This window comes from Streptomyces macrosporus, from assembly GCF_039533145.1.
GTDB lineage: Bacteria > Actinomycetota > Actinomycetes > Streptomycetales > Streptomycetaceae > Streptomyces > Streptomyces macrosporus.
This window is the reverse complement of record NZ_BAAASZ010000035.1, coordinates 134,493-152,670: the sequence shown is the minus strand read 5'-3', so window position 1 is coordinate 152,670 and position 18,178 is coordinate 134,493. Positions and strand designations below refer to the sequence as shown.

The 18,178-nt window shown below is 70.6% G+C and carries 9 protein-coding genes; 8 read left to right on the top strand and 1 reads right to left on the bottom strand.

Translation table 11 applies throughout. The annotated features are described in order from the left end of the window. The first annotated feature begins 14 nt into the window (after positions 1 to 14). The 6 genes from ABD335_RS25405 to ABD335_RS25380 all read left to right on the top strand — a co-directional run bounded on the left by ABD335_RS25405 (position 15) and on the right by ABD335_RS25380 (position 14,299). A complete protein-coding gene (locus tag ABD335_RS25405; RefSeq protein ID WP_344327688.1) occupies positions 15 to 7,169 on the top strand; it encodes a hybrid non-ribosomal peptide synthetase/type I polyketide synthase in 7,155 nt (2,384 codons plus the stop codon). Next, a complete protein-coding gene (locus ABD335_RS25400) occupies positions 7,166 to 8,197 on the top strand; it encodes a MupA/Atu3671 family FMN-dependent luciferase-like monooxygenase (protein WP_344327686.1) in 1,032 nt (343 codons plus the stop codon). Before ABD335_RS25405 ends, ABD335_RS25400 begins: the two co-directional genes overlap by 4 nt. Positions 8,198 to 8,222: 25 nt before the next feature. Continuing rightward, complete coding sequence (gene fabD, locus ABD335_RS25395; protein WP_344327684.1) at positions 8,223 to 9,212, top strand: ACP S-malonyltransferase; 990 nt, start codon at positions 8,223 to 8,225, stop codon at positions 9,210 to 9,212. After that, positions 9,209 to 10,024: a thioesterase II family protein gene (locus tag ABD335_RS25390; protein WP_344327682.1), complete on the top strand. Its 816-nt coding sequence runs from the start codon at positions 9,209 to 9,211 to the stop codon at positions 10,022 to 10,024. The genes fabD and ABD335_RS25390 overlap by 4 nt, the downstream gene beginning before the upstream one ends. Next, complete coding sequence (locus ABD335_RS25385; RefSeq protein WP_344327680.1) at positions 10,011 to 11,366, top strand: MATE family efflux transporter; 1,356 nt, start codon at positions 10,011 to 10,013, stop codon at positions 11,364 to 11,366. Before ABD335_RS25390 ends, ABD335_RS25385 begins: the two co-directional genes overlap by 14 nt. Before the next feature lie 266 nt (positions 11,367 to 11,632). Then, a complete protein-coding gene (locus tag ABD335_RS25380) occupies positions 11,633 to 14,299 on the top strand; it encodes a helix-turn-helix transcriptional regulator (RefSeq protein ID WP_344327678.1) in 2,667 nt (888 codons plus the stop codon). On the opposite strand, the gene ABD335_RS25375 is transcribed toward ABD335_RS25380, so the two are convergent. After that, positions 14,292 to 15,614, bottom strand: a complete 1,323-nt coding sequence (locus ABD335_RS25375) for a preATP grasp domain-containing protein (RefSeq protein WP_344327676.1) — start codon at positions 15,612 to 15,614, stop codon at positions 14,292 to 14,294. The genes ABD335_RS25380 and ABD335_RS25375 overlap by 8 nt on opposite strands. Before the next feature lie 235 nt (positions 15,615 to 15,849). Here ABD335_RS25375 and ABD335_RS25370 point away from each other — a divergent pair, with 235 nt between their 5' ends. Together ABD335_RS25370 and ABD335_RS25365 are read left to right on the top strand one after the other, a co-directional pair. Further along, entirely contained in the window at positions 15,850 to 17,022 is a 1,173-nt protein-coding gene (locus ABD335_RS25370; RefSeq protein WP_344327674.1) for an NAD(P)-dependent malic enzyme, read from the top strand. A gap of 144 nt (positions 17,023 to 17,166) precedes the next feature. Further along, positions 17,167 to 18,042, top strand: coding sequence for a phytanoyl-CoA dioxygenase family protein (locus ABD335_RS25365; protein ID WP_344327672.1), 876 nt, complete (start codon positions 17,167 to 17,169; stop codon positions 18,040 to 18,042). Positions 18,043 to 18,178: the final 136 nt, after the last annotated feature.

Here is an 18,178-nt window from a genome sequence, read left to right as displayed (position 1 = left end):
CATCGAAGCGGTCCATGTCCCCTCGCAGGTCAGGAGATCAGGTGCCGACCACCGAAGACGTACACGACAACGGCGGCTTTGACGGGACTGCCATCGCAGTCACCGGCATGGCCTGCAGATTCCCGGGCGCCGACTCGATCGACGCGTACTGGGACCTGCTCTGCTCGGGCGGCGAACCGCTGGAGCGGGTTCCGGACGAGGAGCTGCGCGCAGCGGGCCTGCTGGAGAACGCCCGGACCGACCCGTCCTACGTCGCGCTGCGCAAGCCGTTCGCCGACCCGTCGCTGTTCGACGCCGGGTTCTTCGGGATGACCCCGGCCGAAGCGGCGGCGACGGACCCCCAGCAGCGCATGCTCCTGGAGACCGCCGTCCAGGCGCTGGAGGACGCGGGCGTGGACCCGGCCCGATTCCCGGGCGGGATCGGCGTGTACCTGGGCATGAACCACTCCGACTACCTCCTGCGGAACGTCCTCGGCCACCGGGACGTCATCGACCGGCTCGGCTGGCACCGCGTGCTGATGGGAAACGACCGCGGCTTCACCGCGACGAGCCTCTCCTACCGGCTCGGTCTGACCGGCCCCAGCATCGCCGTCGACTGTGCCTGTTCGTCGAGCCTGGCCGCGGTTCACCAGGCATGTCGCGCACTGATGGACTTCGAGGCGGATGCCGCGCTCGTCGGTGGGGCCGGCGTGAAACCGCGTGACCTGGGCTACCGGTACTCGGAGGGCGGCATCGGTTCGCCGGACGGGCGCTGCCGACCGTTCTCCGCCGACGCCCGGGGCACGGTGTTCGCGAGTGGTGTGGGGCTCGTCGTGCTGCGCCGCCTGGAGGACGCACTCGCCGACGGCGATCGGGTGCTCGCCGTCGTCAGAGCGAGTGACATGAACAACGACGGCGCGCGCAAGAGCAGCTACACCGCACCCAGCCACGAGGGACAGGCGGAGCTCATCGCCGGTGTGCACGAGCTCGCCGGAGTGACGGCGGACCGGATCACCTATGTCGAGGCGCACGGGACGGGCACGGCACTGGGCGACCCCATCGAGGTCGGCGCGCTCGCGGATGCGTTCCGAGCCACGAGCGACATGCGGGGCTTCTGCGCCCTCGGATCGGCGAAGGCGAACATCGGACACCTGGACTCGGCCTCCGGCATCGCGGGCTTCATCAAGGTGGTACTGGCCCTACGGCACCGCGTGCTACCGCCCACGCCGGGCTGCGAGCGGCTCAATCCGCACATCGACTTCCAGAACTCGCCGTTCCGCGTCGTCAGGGAACTCGAGCCATGGGACGCCCCGGGTCCGCTGATGGCCGGAGTGAGTTCCTTCGGCGTGGGAGGAACCAATGTCCACGTGCTCCTGGAGGAGCACGTGGAGCGGGCCGAGGCGGAGCCCGGGCACCCCGGGACGAGTGTGCTCCTGCCGTTCTCGGCGAAGTCCGAGGGCTCGCTCCGGGCGATGGAATCCGAACTCCGCGACTGGGCGTCGACCACGCCGACCGCTGCGGTGGCCGACGGCGCCCATGAGCTCGTCACGCGCCGTACCGTCCATCCGATGCGCGGCGCACTGCTGTGGCGACGGTCCGAGGACGTGGTCGTACTCGACCCGGGTCGCGGCGACGCCGAGTTGACAGGCCGCAAGCCGGCCTTCTCGCTGAACACACCGGAGCTGGACCAGGCGGCCGTGTCCTCGTTGCTGGAACGGCATCCCCCGTTCAGCCGGACGGCCGAGAGGCTCGTCGGCCCCCTGGCCGCCGAGCGGGGGGTCACGCCGCGGCAGGTGCTCGAGGAACTGGCCGACGAGGCGCCCCCCGTCACGAGCACCGTCGTCGCACTGGGATGCGCCGCCGTCTGGGCGGAGCTCGGCATCGAACCCGGTGCCGTGTTGGCCGACCAGGACAGTCGACTCGCCGCCGCCGTGTTGAGCGGAGCCCTGGAGCGGGACGCCCTGTGCGACGTCCTCGCGCGGATCGCGGCGGGCGGTGACGCGGTCTCCGCCCTGGGCGCGGTGACCCTGCGGGCTCCCGTCATCCCCTGGTACGACGCCGACGGGTCGGAGCTCTGCTCGCCGGGGCAGTCGCCCTCACCGGCCTGCGCGCCCGGCGGGCGGCCCGCGCCACCGGGTTGGCGGACCCTGCCGCCGCGGGTGCCGGCAGTGATCGAACTGTGTCCCGCCCCCGGACCGCGGGGAGACGTGAAGGTCTTCTCCGGGGCGCCCCGCCTCGGCGCGCCCCGGGGCGTGGCAGCCGGCCACGACAGTGTGCTGGCCACAGCGGGGCAGGCGTGGGCGCTCGGCCTGCCGATGGACATCGCCGGTCTCGTCGAAAGCAGGCCGCGGCGCGCGGAAGCGCTGCCCGGTTACCGGTTCGAGCGGCGTCGGCACTGGCTGGATCCCGAGCCCGCCGGAGCCGCACCGAAGGGGCACGTGACGGCCGCGCCCGACGCGGACGCCGGCGCCGCCGACTTCCACGGCGGTGCGTGTGAGCTGTTCGCGCAGGCACTCGGCCTCGACGAGGTGGAGTCCCACGACGACCTCTTCTCGTTGGGGGGCGACTCGCTGCTCGCCACCAGGATCGTGGCCCTGGCCCAGGCGCGCTGGGGCCACCGGGTGCCGTTCGGCACCTTCCTGCGGACGCCGACCCCCGCCGGCTTGGCGGCCGTCCTCGAAGAATCCGCCGCCGCGAGCACGCCGCGGGCGGTCGGCGGCGTCCCGACCGAGCGCGCGGAGGGCCGGCCGAGCACGGTGCTTCCCGTCACACCGCTGCAGGAGCGCTTCCTCCACCTCAGCGAACTCGACGGTGCCGCCGAGTCCTACAACGTGCCCGTCCTGGCCGACCTTCGCGGCCCACTGGACCCGGCCGCCCTGCAGGCCGCGTTCGCCGATGTGGTGGACCGGCACGAGAGCCTGCGGGTCGCCTTCCGACACGGCCAGGACGGCTTCGTACAGGTCGTCGCCGAGCGGACCACGGCGGACCTTCCGCTGGTGGAGGTGGCCGAGGAGGACCTGAGCGGCGCCGTCGCGGAACTGCTGGACAGCACGATCGCGTTGGAGAAGGCGCCGCTGTTCCGGGGGAGGATCTTCCGTCTCGGACCCGAACGACACGTCTTCGCCCTCGTGCTGCACCACATCATCGCCGATGCGCGCTCAACCGGGGTGCTGCTGACCGATCTCTACGCCTGCTACGAGGAGCACACCTCGGGCCGGCCGGCCGCACTGGCTCCGGTGGCCGGACGACTGGCGGCTTACTCCCGTGCCCAGGCCGACTGGCGGGAGTCGGAGGCCGCTCGGCGACAACTGCAGTACTGGCTTCGGGAACTGGCGGACCTGCCCGAGCCGATCGAACTGCCCGGTGACCGGCCGCGCGGCACACAGCGGAGCTACCGGGGGGCGAAGCTGGAATTCACCATGCCGGCGGAGGTGTCCGCGCGTGTGCGTCGACTGGCCGCACAACAGGGAACGACGCCCTTCGCGGTGGTGCTGGCGGCCTTCGGCTGCTGGCTCTCCAGGATCGCGAACCGCGAGAGCCTGATCATCGGCGCACCCGTGTCCGGCAGGCACCGTGCAGACAACCAGAATCTGATCGGCAACTTCGTCAACACCCTGCCCCTGCGCGCCCGCATCGACGAGCGCCGGAGCTTCGCCGACCTGCTACGGGGGACCGTCACCCGGCTCACCGACGCACTGGACAACCAGGACCTGCCGTTCGAAGCCGTCGCCAGGGAACTGGGACGGGACCCCAGAGACGCGGAGCCGGTCTTCCAGGTTCTGTTCAACATGCTCAGCGCTTCGGCGAGCATCCCTCCCGCACCGTCTGGACTGACGGTCGAACCACTGCCGTTCGACAGGGCCACCAGCCCCTACGAGCTCTCCCTGGACTGGTGGTTCTCCTCGGACGGCGCCATCGCGGGCCGCTTCCTGTACGACACCGACCGCTTCGACCGGGACACCGTCGCCGCGTGGCAGGAGTCCTTCGCGTTCCTGCTGGACGCTGTTTCCCGGGCTCCCCTGGCGCCTCTGTCGACGGTCCGGAGCGCACCGCCGGCGGCACGTGCGCGTTGCTCCGCGGCACTGACCGGAGCGGTGGTCGAGGTCCCGCAGCGGCCTGTCCACGCGGTCTTCGCCGAACAAGCGGAGCGGAATCCGGACCGCCTCGCCGTGACGGACGGGCGGACATCGGTCAGCTACGGGCGATTGGCGCGGATATCAGCCGGTCTGGCCGACCAGGTCACCGGCAGCGGGGTGGGCCCCGGAGAACCCGTCGGGATAGCCATGCGGCGGGGTACCGCGCTGGTGGCGGCGCTGCTCGGGGTCCTGAGAGCGGGGGCCACCCCCGTCCCCCTCGATCCGACCCTCCCGGCCCGGCGGCTCGCACTCATGGCGGAGGACGCCGGAGTGAAGCTCATCCTCGCGCGCAGCGCGCGCGACGCGTCCTTCGCTCCCGAAGTGCGCGTCCTGCGCGTGCCTCCTCTCGCGGAGATCGCCGGCCGGGAAGGCGGGACCGCCGGCGACGGGTGCCCCGGGGACACGGGAGCCTACGTGACCTACACGAGCGGAACCACCGGACGACCGAAGGGGATCCACTTCCCGCACCGTGCGCTGGCCAACCTCGTGCACTGGGAGACGGAAGGCCACCGTGTCGCCCGCCGTTGGCTCCAGTTCGCCTCCTTCGGCTTCGACGCGGCCTTTCACGAGACGTTCTCGGCACTGTGTGGCGGCGGATCACTGCACATCCTGGACGACGACTCCAAGCACGACCACGACGCCCTGGCCTCCTTCGTGGAAGCGCACCGTGTCGAGAAGGCGATAGTGCCCGTGTCCCTGCTGCACGCGCTGGCGGCCCGGTTCGCGGACGATCCCGCTCCGTTCGCCACGGTCCGGGAGATCGCCTCGACCGGTGAACAGCTTCGGATCAGCCGGCCGCTCGTCGCCTTCTTCGAGCGGATGCCGCACTGCAGGCTCGTCAACAACTACGGGCCGGCCGAGACCCATGTCGTCACGTCGTACCGGTTCCCCGAACGGCCGCGGGAGTGGCCGTGGCACGCTCCCATCGGCAGCCCGATCCAGAACGTGCGCCTGGCCATCACCGGGGTCGGCGGACAGGACGCGCCACCCGGCAGCGTGGGGGAGCTCTTCATCTCCGGCAGGTGCGTGGCGACGGGCTACCTGAACCAGCCCGAGCTCACCGAGGAGAAGTTCCGGGCGGTCCCGGAGGGCGGACGGGCCTATCGCAGCGGCGATCTGGTGCGGCTGCTGCGCTCGGGCCTGATCGAGTTCACGGGGAGACGCGACCAGCAGGTCAAGATCCGAGGGCACCGGGTGGAACTCGGGGAGATCGAGGTGTGCATCCGCCGGGAAGCCGGGGTCGACGATGTGGCACTGGCGGTGCGGGGCCCCGACGGCGACCGGCGGATCGACGCCTACCTGGTGGTGGGGGACCGCGATCCCGAGGTCGTCACGCGCGTGCGCAAGCGAATCCGGGCGGAGCTGCCGGTCGCGATGATGCCCGCCACGTTCACCGTTCTCGACCGACTGCCGGTCAACGCCAACGGCAAGATCGACCTCGGGCGGCTGCCGGACCCGGGGAGGGCCGCGGAACACGCGGAGGACGGCGAGGCCGTCGCCGACCACGCCCCGGGAACGGTCCTGGAGAAGATCCTCCAGGTGTTCCGGACCGTCCTCGACCGCCCCGCGGTGGGACCCGACGACGACTTCTTCGAGTCCGGCGGCCACTCGCTCTCGGCGACCCGGGCCGTCTACAGCCTGCGGGAGCGGCTGGGCGTATCCGTCGCGATGGGCGAGTTCTATCGGACCGGAACGCCCTCCCGGCTCGCCAAACTGGTCGGGGACCGGATCGGGGACTCGACACCGTGTCACTCGGACGAGCTGCCGGAAGCGCCGCGCTCGGTCGCGCTCACCCCGGGTCTCCGCTCGCTGAGCGAGGGGGAAGTCCGGGACGCGCAGAAGAGCTTCGTGTTCGACGTCCCACGGAGGCTGGACAGGGCGAGGATGGCGACCGCGGTCCGGAACCTGCTCGAACGGCACGCAGCGTTGCGTCTCCGCGTCACCGGCGATTCGGTCGTCCGCGGGTCGACCGAACCCGACCTGCTCGAATTCGACTGCCCCTCCGGGATGGCCACAGACGCGGCGGCGGCCTGGCTCCACCAGCGGGTCCAGGCGCTTCCCACCGACACCGGACGCGGGCCTCTGATGCGTGTCGCGATGGCCGACGTCTCGGAGAACCGCACCCTGCTCGCGCTGACCGTGCACCTGCTCGCCCTCGACGGCCGCAGCCTCGTGACGCTCTGCGAGGAGCTCGCGCGCGGGTACGACGAGCCGGAGGAGGGTCGGGAAGAAGACGACGGTTACATCCGCTACCTGGCCTGGCGCTCCTCACTGTACGACGGCCCGGAGCGGGCCCGGGCGATCGCCGGATGGCGGGATGTCCTGACGGACCGCCCCGAGTCCGCGGGCATGGTGCCGCCGGACGGCCCCGCGGTGGTCGGCCAGCAGGGCTGGGCTCCCGCGCCCCGACTGCACCAGGCCCTTCGGGCCCGCTGCGCGGAGGCCCGCGTCACCCCCTTCCTCCTCCACCTGACGGCGTTCGCCGTGGCACTCTCACGAGCGCAGCGCACGGAACACGTGTGCGTCTCCGTGGCGCTCGACGGGCGGCCGGACTGGAGCCTGGACGGAACGGTCGGCCACTTCGCGAACGTGGTTCCGGTGCCGCTGCGGATCCCCGCCGACGCCGACCCCGACAGCCTGGTCGAGCACGTGCGGTCCAGTTGCCAGGAGATATTCGACCGTCGACACGTCCCCTACCGTGACCTCGCGGCGGACGATCCCGTACTGACCGGTTACCTGGACGTTCCGGTCGTCTTCACCTACGCACGCGACGACGGTGAGGACGTCCGCATCGCCGGCGTCACCATGCGGGCAGCGGGGCCGGACCCGCTCGCCCCCGGACAGCGGCTCGGGTTCGTCGTCGTGGACACCGGTCAGCGGTTCCGGGCCTCGGCGAGATATGCCCCCAGCCCCGTGAGCAGTTCCGACGCGACCGTCATGGATCTCTATCGCGAGGCGCTGTACGCGTTGGTCTTCGAGGCGGGGTCGGTCCGTCCCGCGGCGCACGGCACGGCACCGGACACCCCGTTCACCGCAGCCATGGAGAAAATGTGAAATTCGGTCTGTTCTTCTTCGCGAACGGAAGCGACAGCACCTCCCAGTACCGGCTGTTGCTCGATGCGGCCCGCTACGCCGACCGGGCGGGGTTCGCCGCGGTCTGGACGCCCGAGCGGCACTTCCACGACTTCGGTGCCCCCTTCCCCAACCCGGCCGTCACCGGGGCCGCTGTGGCGGCGGTCACGGAACGCGTCGCGGTACGTGCGGGAAGCGTGGTCCTGCCCCTGCACGACCCCTTGCGCGTCGCCGAGGAGTGGGCGGTGGTGGACCGGATTTCGGCGGGGAGAGCCGGACTGGCCATCGCGTCCGGCTGGAACCCGCACGACTTCGTGCTGGCTCCGGACCGGTACGCGGACAACAAGTCCTGGATGCGCAGCGGAATCGACGAACTGCGGCAGCTGTGGCGCGGCCGGGAACTGGCCCGTACCGGACCCGGAGGCGAAGTGCGCCGGATCCGGACCCATCCCCGGCCGCACCAGGCGGAGATCCCCTTGTGGATCACGGCGGCGGGAAGCCCGCAGACCTTCGCCTGGGCGGGGGAACAGGGGTTCGGGGTGCTCACCCATCTGCTGGGGCAGTCCTGGGAGAACCTCGAGGACAATCTCGTGGCGTACTCGGACGCCCTGGACGGGGCCGGGTTCGGTGTGGCGAACGAGCGGGCGGTGGTCATGCTCCACACGTTCGTGGCGGACGATCGCGAGCGGGCCGTGGAGACGGCCAAAGCGCCGCTCATGAGTTACATGCGTTCGTCCATGAGCCTGTTCGGCCTGAAGGACCGGGAGAGCGACCCGGACGCGGTGTCGCCGGACGCCCTCGAGGAAATGCTGGAACACGCCTATTACGAGTATGCGACGACCAGGTGTCTCATCGGCTCCGTGGAAAGCTGCCTCCCCATCCTGGAAGCACTCTCGGACCTGGGAATCGACGAGGTGGCCTGCCTCATCGATTTCGGAGTCGAACCCGCGCAGGTCATGGACCAGCTCGTGGTGCTGAACCGGCTTCGGGAAGCCTGCGCGGACCTGTGACATGGAAGAGGAATCTGGAGGGCTGATGGACCGTATCGCGTTTCTCTTCCCGGGGCAGGGGTCGCAGGTCGCCGGGATGGGCCGTGACTTCGCCGCGGACTTCCCCGAAACGGCGTGCCCGATCTTCGAGGAAGCCGACCGTACGGTTGGATTCCCGTTGAGCAAGCTGTGCTTCGAGGGCGGCCCGGACGAGCTTCTCGACACCTCGGCGGCGCAGCCGGCGATCTTCGTCACCAGCCTGGTCGCGGCGGTGATCCTGGAGGAATGCGGAGTCACCCCCATGGTTGCCGCCGGACACAGCCTCGGTGAGTACAACGCCCTGGTCTGCGCCGGTGTATTGGAGTGGCGGGATGCGCTGCGGCTGGTGCGCAGAAGGGGCGAGCTCATGGCTTCCGTCAACGAACGGACACCCGGCGGCATGGCCGCCGTCATCGGACTGCCGGTCAGCAGGGTGGAGTCGATCTGCGCGGAGGCGTCACGCGTCTCCGGACACACCGTGGAGGTCGCGAACCACAACTCCGCCTCGCAGACCGTCATCTCCGGAGCCAAGGCGGCGATCTCCCTCGCGGTGGCGCTGGCCAGGGAGTCGGCAGCCCAGCACGTGGCCGTCCTCAGGACGGGAGCGCCGTTCCACAGCTCCCTGATGGCCGACATCGAGGAGGAGTTCGCCAGAGAGTTGGACACCGTCCGGTTCGGCACCCCGAGAATCCCGGTCGTCTCCACCGTGACGGCACGGTACGTCCGGTCGGGCGACGAGGCACGGCGGCTTCTGCGACGACAACTGTCCGCGCCCGTGCGGTGGCACGAGACGACGAGCGCGCTGGCCGACGGTGAGGTGACGGCGTTCGTGGAAGTCGGTCCGGGCCGCGTGCTGACCAACATCAATCGCGGCGCGCACCCCCGGACACCTGCGATGGCCGCGGGTACCAGCGAGCGGATACGCGGGGTCTGCAAGCGGTTGGCCGCGCCCGCGGCGCGATCGGGCGAGTCGAAGGCTGGGGAATCCCGGGCATGACCGCACCGGAACCGCTCCACAGGCTCAGGGCCGGCTGGTCGGAGACCGCTCCCGCGGCAGCCGGGGTGACATGCCTGCTGTTGCATCACTCCGGCGGATCCGCCGCGAGCTTCGTGGAATTCGCCCGGCACCTGCCGGCGCACTGGGAAGTCCAGGCCGTCGAGCTTCCGGGGCGCGGTCGGAGCTTCGGCGAGCGACCCTGTCGGAGCATGGACGAGACAGTGGACCTCCTGGCCCGGGCCCTGGAGGAGAACCGGCGCGACTACGTGCTCTTCGGGCACAGTCTGGGCGGGCTGATCGCATACGAGTTGACACGCGAGATGGAGCGGCTGGGGAAACCCCCGCGGTGGCTCGGCGTGTCAGGATGCGGTTCGCCGGACGTGTTGTGCGACGAGCCGAGGGAGCGCCGCGACCTATGGGACTCGGAGCGGCTGACGGACTTTCTCCGGTCGTTGGGAGGAACACCGGAAGAAGTTCTGCGGGTTCCCGAAATGGTTGACTATCTGGTTGGTGTCCTCCGTTGGGACCTGGGAATCATGGACAGCTACCGCCATCGGCCGGGTGCTTCCATGACGACGGCGGTCTCCGTGTTCGGCGGTATGTCCGATCCGGTGGTTCCCGAGCGGGCAATCCGGGGATGGCGTGAATTCACCGGACCGGACACCCGTCTGCACATGTGGCCTGGCGGTCACTTCTATCTTTTCGAGCGCATGGCGGAAGTCGCCGCCGTTATAGGGCGGGACACGGCGGACGCGATGCGTCTCACGTACAGTGGCGAAAAAAGGAGAACGGATAAACATGGCTGCGACTGACGGCATCGGTCAGAGCGACAAGCCAAAGGCGCGGAGAATCGCCTCGGCGGCGCTTCCGCTGTATCTCACGATGATCGCGTCCTCGGCGGCGGGCATCGTCGACGCCTCTGTGCTGGGGCGGTATGGAACGGTGTCGCTCGCCGCCTTCGCCGTGACCATGGCCGTCTTCAGCCCGGCCGTGGCGGCTGTCGCCGGCGCCATGCGCGGTCTGATGCCGTTCGTCGCCGCGAACGACGAGGACGCCGACGCTCTCGTCCCGGTGGTCCGGAACGGTATGTGGCTGGGCATCTGCACAGGGTCCGTGGCGGCCCTGTGCGTACTCGCGGTGCCCCTCATCGCGCTGCTGATGGGCGTTCCGGCAGCCACTCGGGAGGGTCTCGGCGCCTTCCCGGCGCTGCTCGCGGCCGCCGTACTGGTCACCGCGGTCGGCACGTCGGCCACGACCACCTTGGTGGGACTCGGACGGGGGAAACTGGTCATGCGGGCCGGTATGGCGGGCACCGCCGCCGCCGTGGTGCTCTCCCTCGTCCTGGTGGGCGGCGTCGGCGGCTTCACCGGACTGGGGCTCCCGGGGGCCGGTGTGGCCATGCTGGCCTCCAGTCTCATCAGCGCCACGCTGGCCCATCGGGCGCTCCGCCGGTCCACCGTGCTGGCCGGTCACTCGCTGCGGCCCGGCCCCCTGGACCTCCGCGCCGTGTTCAAGATCGCCCGAGTCGGAATTCCGCTGGCCGCCACGGTGCTGATCAAGTTCGCGGTGCTGGGTGTGCTCGCCATGGCCGTGGCCCGGGTGGACACCGACAGCACGGCCGTGCACAGCATCAGCATCACGCTGGTCAACTTCATGTTCACGGCCGCCGCGGCCACTGGCCAGGCGACCGTGCCGATAGCGGCGAAGGACGCCGGCGCCGGGGACGGGGCCGGGCTCAGGAGCACCGTACTGACGGGCTTGGGCGTGGCCTTCGGCGCGGTGGTGCTGCTCTGCGTTGTCCTGGCGGTGGCTCGTGGTCCACTTCTGTCGCTGTTCACCCATGACGGCGATCTCCGCACGCAGATCGTGGCCATCCTGCCGTTGGTCTTCGTCGTGGTGGTGACGGACGGAATCCAGGCCCTCTTCGGGTTCGGGCTGATCGCGATCAAACGCACCGTGCCCAGCCTCGCCGTCTTCGCCGTCGTCTACGGACTGTTGGCCGTGGCCGCGATACCGGTGGCCGCCGCGGGCGGGCTGGCGGCGCTCTGGGGCGCTCTGGCCGGAGCCAACATGCTGCTGGTGGCCGGGCAGTCCTTCTTCTTCTTCCGCAACAGTCGGCAGTCGGCGGCTCTCGGCGGAGTGGCCGCCGCATGAGTGCGTGGCAGGTGACCGCGGTCTCGCCGGGTTCCGGGGAGCGGTGCCGTGCGGCCGGGTCCGGCCCGTCGTCCCCCTGGTGACCGTGGGCGCAGCGGCAGACGCCCCCGGCCGGACACGCGGTCGCCGCGTTTCCGTCGCGCTCCGGGGAAACCCCCAAGGCGCCGGTGCCGCCGAGCGCTGCGAACCCACGGCAAAGACCGTCGCGCGACCGTGCCGGTCCGCACCGAACAGGCGGGTGAACGGCTGGGGGAACCAGCCCGTCGGTGCGCCGCGGAGCCTCCCGGCCGGTGGGCCGGCGGAACTTCGTGGCGGCGGCGCACCGATCCGCCGCTCGCCGTCGGAGCAACGGCCGGCCCCTCCGCCGACCGGGTGCAGTGGCGCGGCGTGCACGCGCGGCGGAGGCCCCGGCCACTAGTCCATCGCCGTCGGTGCTCGCGCCGGTACTCAGGCGAAGAGCGCCCAGTCCTTGGAAGAGACTCGTGAATCATCTCTATGGCCGTGACCGTGAGATCCGGCGTGTGTCCGCGTTCCTCGACGACGCGGTGGACGGCGGTCGTGGCGCCCTGCTGGTCGAAGGCCCTCTGGGGAGTGGGAAGAGCAGTGTTCTGGTGCATGCGGCGGCGCTCGCCGAAGCCCGTGGCACAGAGGTCGTCCGCTGTCCGGCGACGGACCTGGCTCTCCGCGCGGGGCGACGACCTGGTCCGTACCTGTACCTGATCGACGACCTGGACGTCTGCGCCCCGGCCGCGCTCGCCGCGCTGTTCGCCCGGGAGGCCCCGGCTCTCCGCGAAGCGGCGGGTGTGCTCGCCGCGCTGAACCCGCTGCGGGGCGCGGCTCACCGACAGGTGCTGCTGGACGCGTTCGGCAACCGGCTGGAGTGCCTGCGACTGGACCCCCTGGGTCCGGCGGCCGTGCGGAAACTGGCGGCGGAGCTGGTCGGCGGCGTGCCCGGACCCGCGCTGAGGGAGCGCGTCGGGGCGGCGGGAGGGAACCCGAGACTGATCGTGGAACTGGTGCGCGGCCTCGGCGACACGGGCGAGACCGCGGCGGACGGCACGGCGGGGCGACGTGCCGGGGCCGCTGTTCCCGCCGGAGTGAGGTCCGTGGTGCGACGGATGGTGGAGGAGCTGTCTCCCGAGACGACGCAGCTGGTCCGCGCGGGTGCACTCCTCGGGCAGGTGTTCTCCGTCCCCGCCGTCGCTGCGTTGCTGCGGTCGTCCAGCCTGGCCGTGTTGTCGGCGGTCGACGAGGCGGTCCTGGCCGGAATCCTGCGGGAGCAGGAGGACGGGCTGGTCTTCGTGCACCCGGTCGTCCGGGAGGTGGTCGGTGACGCGATTCCGCCGGCGGTGCGGAAGGCGATCCTCGCGGAGTCTCCGCACGTCTCCTGGGACAGGGTGCGTCCCTCCGGGTGTCGGAGCGGCGGGCCCGCGGCTTCCACGGACCGACAACGGCAGCCGCGACCGAGCGATGCCGACGACGAGGACGGTGTCGTCGGGGCCGTCCGTACCCTCCTGTCGTCCGGATACCCGGAGTCCGCTGCCCTGCTGGCGGGCACGGCGATCGACCGTTCGCCGACCGGGACCGAGGAACGGGGACTCAGGGGCGTCGTCTCGGACGTCGCGGCCATGATGCACGAGGCCGGACCGCGGCCTGACGACGTTCCGCGAGAGCCCGAGGAAGTGCTCTCGGAGCTTGCGGCCAGGGAAGGGCTCGACCGTGCCGGAGCCGGGCGGTTGAGGGTCGCCGCGGCCTGTGCCCTGTCGAACCTCGACTGGGGGGCCGGGGACCTGAGCGGAGCCTTGCGATGGGGACGCGGCGCGGCCGAGGAGTCGGATGTCGCCGTTCCCGGCGGCCGGCGGATCCGTGCCCGGCTGGCGCTGGCCTGGAAGCTGACCTGCCTGGGCGAGTACTACGAGGCGGAGTGGCTGATCGAACAGTGCCGAGAGGCCCTGGCGCGGGAACCGCGGACTTCGCCCTGTCCCGCACCGGACATCCAACTGGCCGCCCTGAGACTGCGCACGGGGCACCCCGGGACGGCCGCCGAGCTCGCGGCCGAGGCGCTGAGGAAGGGCCTGGTGTACGGGAACCCCTCCTACACGGTGTCGGCCGCGGTGGTCCTGGCCCAGGCCAGGATCCAGTCCGGTGACGTCGTGGCGGCCGGACGTGTCCTGGACCGCCATGCGGGGACGGCGGAGGACAGGTGCCTGGCGTGGCCGGCCCGCCGTCTGTGGACCGTGGCGGTACAGCGCGCGGCCTGCGGCGACGTGGACGGCGCCGCGGCCGCCATCGGTCCCGGCGGCAGTGGACTGGGGGACCTTCGCGGCCTGATGGCCGCCGAGCCCGCCGCGGCGGCCTGGATCGTGCGCTTCGCGCGCGCCACGGGCCGGGAAAACCTGGCCCGGACAGCGGTACGGACCGCGGAGTCCCTCTCCTCCCGCAACCCCGGCATCAGATCCACGGCAGCGGCCGCGCAGCACGCACGCAGTCTCTTCGACGGGGACGGAACCGGGCTGGCGCGCGCCGCCGAGACGCACATCGAGGCCTGGGCCGCGAGCTCCGCGCGGCACGACCTGGGACGGCTGCGGACGCCGGGCGGTCCGGTGGGCATGCCGGCGTCCATGGAGCGGTTGATCGACACGCGAGGCGAGCCAGGCGAGGAGGGTCCGTGGACGGACGCCGCGCCCTCGGCGGACGTCCCGGCGGAACCGGGCACGCCCCGGTCGGTGCTGACGATGCTGGGCGACACGGAAAGGGCCATCGCGGTTCTGGTGGCGGACGGCCTCACCAACCGAGAGGTCGCCAAGAGGGTCTGCCTGTCCCCGCACACCATCAACTACTACCTGCGCCGGATCTACCGGACCCTGGGAATACGTTCGCGCACCGAGCTGGCCGCTCACGTCCACAGCGGCGCCAGGCTGCGGGTCAGCTGAGAAGGAGACACGTGCCGACCTGCCGCTCCAATTCCTCGGCCTGTGCCAGACTCTCCGCGACGACGAGGTACTCCCCGTAGCCGCCGTTCGGGCCGGCGTCCTCGACCGCGACGACCACCCCGCTTCGGGTGCCGTGATCGAACGCTATTCCGTGGTCGTGCAGCACCTGGATCGCCCGATCGAGGGGCGGAAAGCTGCAGCGTCGCATTTCGATGATGACGCGCCGATCCTGCCAGTCCTCCCCGACGATTCCCCTCCCGAATTCGTAGGCGTGCGTGGAGCCGCTCACCCGGCAGTTGAACTCGTTGACCAGGATGCCGTGGGTGGTGGTGAGAACGGCGTCCACACTCACGATGCCGCGATACCCCAGGGCGTGGATGGAGCCGCACAACCCGAGCCCATCGCTGATGAAGTCGGGGAAGATGGGCGAATCGGCCGAGGGGGCCGGCCAGATGTGGCCGTTGAGTACCGGCTGCATGCGCATCTCACCGTGGCCGAGGAACACGACCGAATCATCGGTCAGGCGGAACTCGGCGCACAGCGGGGTGGAATTCTCGAAGTAGCGCTCCGCGACGATCCGGTTCCGTCCGCCGTCGGTGAGCCAGTGCCAGCGGTCGGCAAGGTATTTCGCGAGCTCGTCACGGCTGCGCGTCACCACCGAACGCAGCGCACCCACCGGGTCCACGCCCTCGAAGGGACTGATCACCTCGTTGCCGAACCCGGCCACGTGGTAGTCCTGCTTGAGGATCGCGGGGTGCCCGTGCGAGAGGAACCTCTCCCAGAGGTACCGCTCGACCTCCTTCCGCGAGTCGCATACGAATCCGTCGGGTACCGGAACACCGGCCCCGGCGGCCAGCGCGCGGAAGGTCGCCTTGCTGTTGAGCAGGCGTCCGCCCCCTTGGTCCAAGAGCCCGAACCCCGGGGTCACGTCGGCCAGTCCGAGCTCCTCGGTCAGTCTGGATATCGTGCTGTCGAAGTGGAACGGGACGACCTCGTCGATGCCGTGTGCTGCGACGGCGTCCCGCAGGACCGCGAGGAACGAGGGGTCGAGGAGCCGGTCCGAGGAGAGAATGCCCTCCGGCGCACCGCCTTCCGGGGGGACGAGGACGTCCACCGATCCGGGAGTGATGCCCAGCGTCTCCGAGACGTAGCCGAGGAATGCGGCATGAGGGGCCATGGGAAGGACGAGGAGATCGCCGTCCCGCATGCACCAGGCCATTCGCTGCCCCTGGTTTCCCACGTATCTGCAGTACTCCGGATCGAGTACCCCCAAGTCGCCGACCATTTCATCGGTCCGCTGGTTGCTGATGAACAAACGGGACATAGTGGTCGGCTCCAATGAATCTGTCGACGGATTCCCGGGCTTCGTTTTACTCGTTCGGCCCGCCACGGTCACCACATTTTTTTCCGCCGAGCCGCGACAGGCCACTACTCGCATGGGTAATCATGCCGTTCGCGAGCGACGTCCCGTCCGCCAGGACTGCTCACGTGAGTAGCTGCGGGCACCTGACCGCCGAGTTAGCCTGAGCTGACTCGGAGAGGGAGGGAACATGGCGGTTGCGGCGACACACGAGAATTTCGCGCCGATAACAGAGGACGAAATCTTTGCGGCGCACGAAGGCGGCCAGCTGCGCATCTCCTCCGCCCTTCCGATCGTTGACGTTCGCTCACTGTCCATCGCCTACACCCCGGGAGTGGCAAGGGTCAGCCAGGCGATCGCGGAACAGCCGGCGTTGGCCACCAGATATACATCGGCGAGCCGCCTGGTCGCGATCGTCACGGACGGCACTTCCGTACTCGGCCTCGGCAATGCAGGGCCGCTCGCCGCGATTCCGGTGATGGAGGGGAAGGCGGCCCTCTTCAAATCGATCGCCGGTGTGGACGCCATTCCGCTGGTCTTCAACACTCCGGACACCGAGGAGATCGTCCGCACCCTCACGTGTTTGCGTCCCTCCTTCGGTGCGGTCTGCATCGAGGACGTCGCCTCGCCCCGATGCTTCGCGCTGGAGGAACGGTTGTCCGCGGTACTGGACTGCCCGGTCGTGCACGACGACCAACACGGGACGGCCATCGCCGTGCTGGCCGCCCTGCGTGGGGCCTGCCGGGTCCTCGGCAGGCCGGTCGAGTCCCGGCGCGTGGTGGTCGTCGGCGCCGGAGCGGCCGGTGTCGCGTGTGCCGACCTCCTCCTCGCCGCAGGAATCACCGACGTCACGGTGCTCGACTCACGCGGGATCCTCCACCCCGGACGCAGCGGGATGAACGAGGTGAAGACGCCGCTGGCCGAGCGGTCCAACCCGCGGGGACTGCGCGGTGGACTGGACCGGGCACTGGCGGGCGCGGACGTCTTGGTGGGGCTCTCGAGTTCAACGGTGCCCGAGGAACTGATGCGGACCATGGCACCCGAGCCGATTGTCTTCGCCCTGTCCAACCCGACCCCCGAGATCGCCCCTGACACGGCGAGCAGATATGCCGGCATCGTGGCCACCGGCGGCAGCGACCATCCGAACCAAGTGATCAACACGCTCGCCTCGCCGGGCGTCTTCCGCGGACTGCTCGACTCCGGTGCCCGGCGCCTCACCGAGAGGATGCGGCTCGCCGCGGCCGAGGCGATCGCCGCGGTGGCGGAGGACGGGCTGGCCGCGGACCGCATCGTGCCGTCCTCCCTGGACCCTCGCCTCGCTCCTGCCGTCGCCGCACGTGTCGCCGCGGCAGCCGAGGTGTGACAGCGGACTCCGACACGGAGCGACTGGTGAACCGGCCCGGCCCCGCCCTGCCGCGGGACGCTCCTGTCCGGTGCCGCACCGGTGAACGTCGCAACCGATCAAGACCTTTGCCCCGACCACGACGATGACGGAGGAGGGAACCTCGTGACCGCGACGGCCGAGGGAACACTCACCGAGTTGAGCGCCGCGTACCGCCGGGACGGATACTTCCGCTTCCCGTACCGGTTCCACGGCGAGTCCGTCCGACTGCTGCGGGAACGCGTCTCGGCGATCAGCCGGCAGAGGCGGCCGGAGGTCGTCCACGAGAAGGACACCGACACGGTCCGCGCCGTTCACGGCTGTCACGCCTTCGACGACCTCTGCCGGGCCTTGGTCCGCCACCCCCGGCTGGTGGCTCTGGCCGAGGCACTGCTCGGGGGGCCCGTCTACACGTACCAGTTCAAGGTGAACCTCAAGAGGGCGCGTGAGGGCGCGGCATGGCCGTGGCACCAGGACTTCTCCTTCTGGCGGGAAGAGGACGGCATGGCACGCCCGGACGCCGTCAACATCGCCGTCCCGCTCGACGCGGTTCATCCGGACAACGGCCCACTGGTCGTCATTCCCACCTCCCACACGCTGGGGCTCCTGGACCTGCCCGAGAACTCGGACAACTCCAGGGGGGACTGGCGGCAGCACGTGTCGGCGAACCTCGCGTACACCGTCAAGGCAGACCGCGCGGAAGAACTGATGAGGCAACGGGGGAGGAAACCGATCCTCGGGCCGGCCGGATCGATCCACGTCTTCCACCCGAGCATCGTCCACTCCTCTTCGAACAACACCTCGTCCGACGGCCGGGCGCTGCTCTTGATCACCTACAACCGGGTGGACAACGCGCCGAAGAACCCCACCCGGCCGGAGTTCCTCGTCTCCAGGGATTCCACGGCGATCGTCCCGCACCCGGACGACCGCCTCAGGCTGGTGCCCGAGGAACCCGAGGCCGACCCGACCGGACCCACCGACAAGGCGGAGGCCCGGAGCTGACGCGCCCGCCTGCCGGCCGGGCCGGGCCCGTGCTCCGTTCGGCCTCGACACCGGCACCGGCGGTCCGGCGTACCGCGCGCCCGGGGGCTCTTCCGGAGTTCCCACGGGCTTGTGGACCGGTCACGCCCGACCGCCG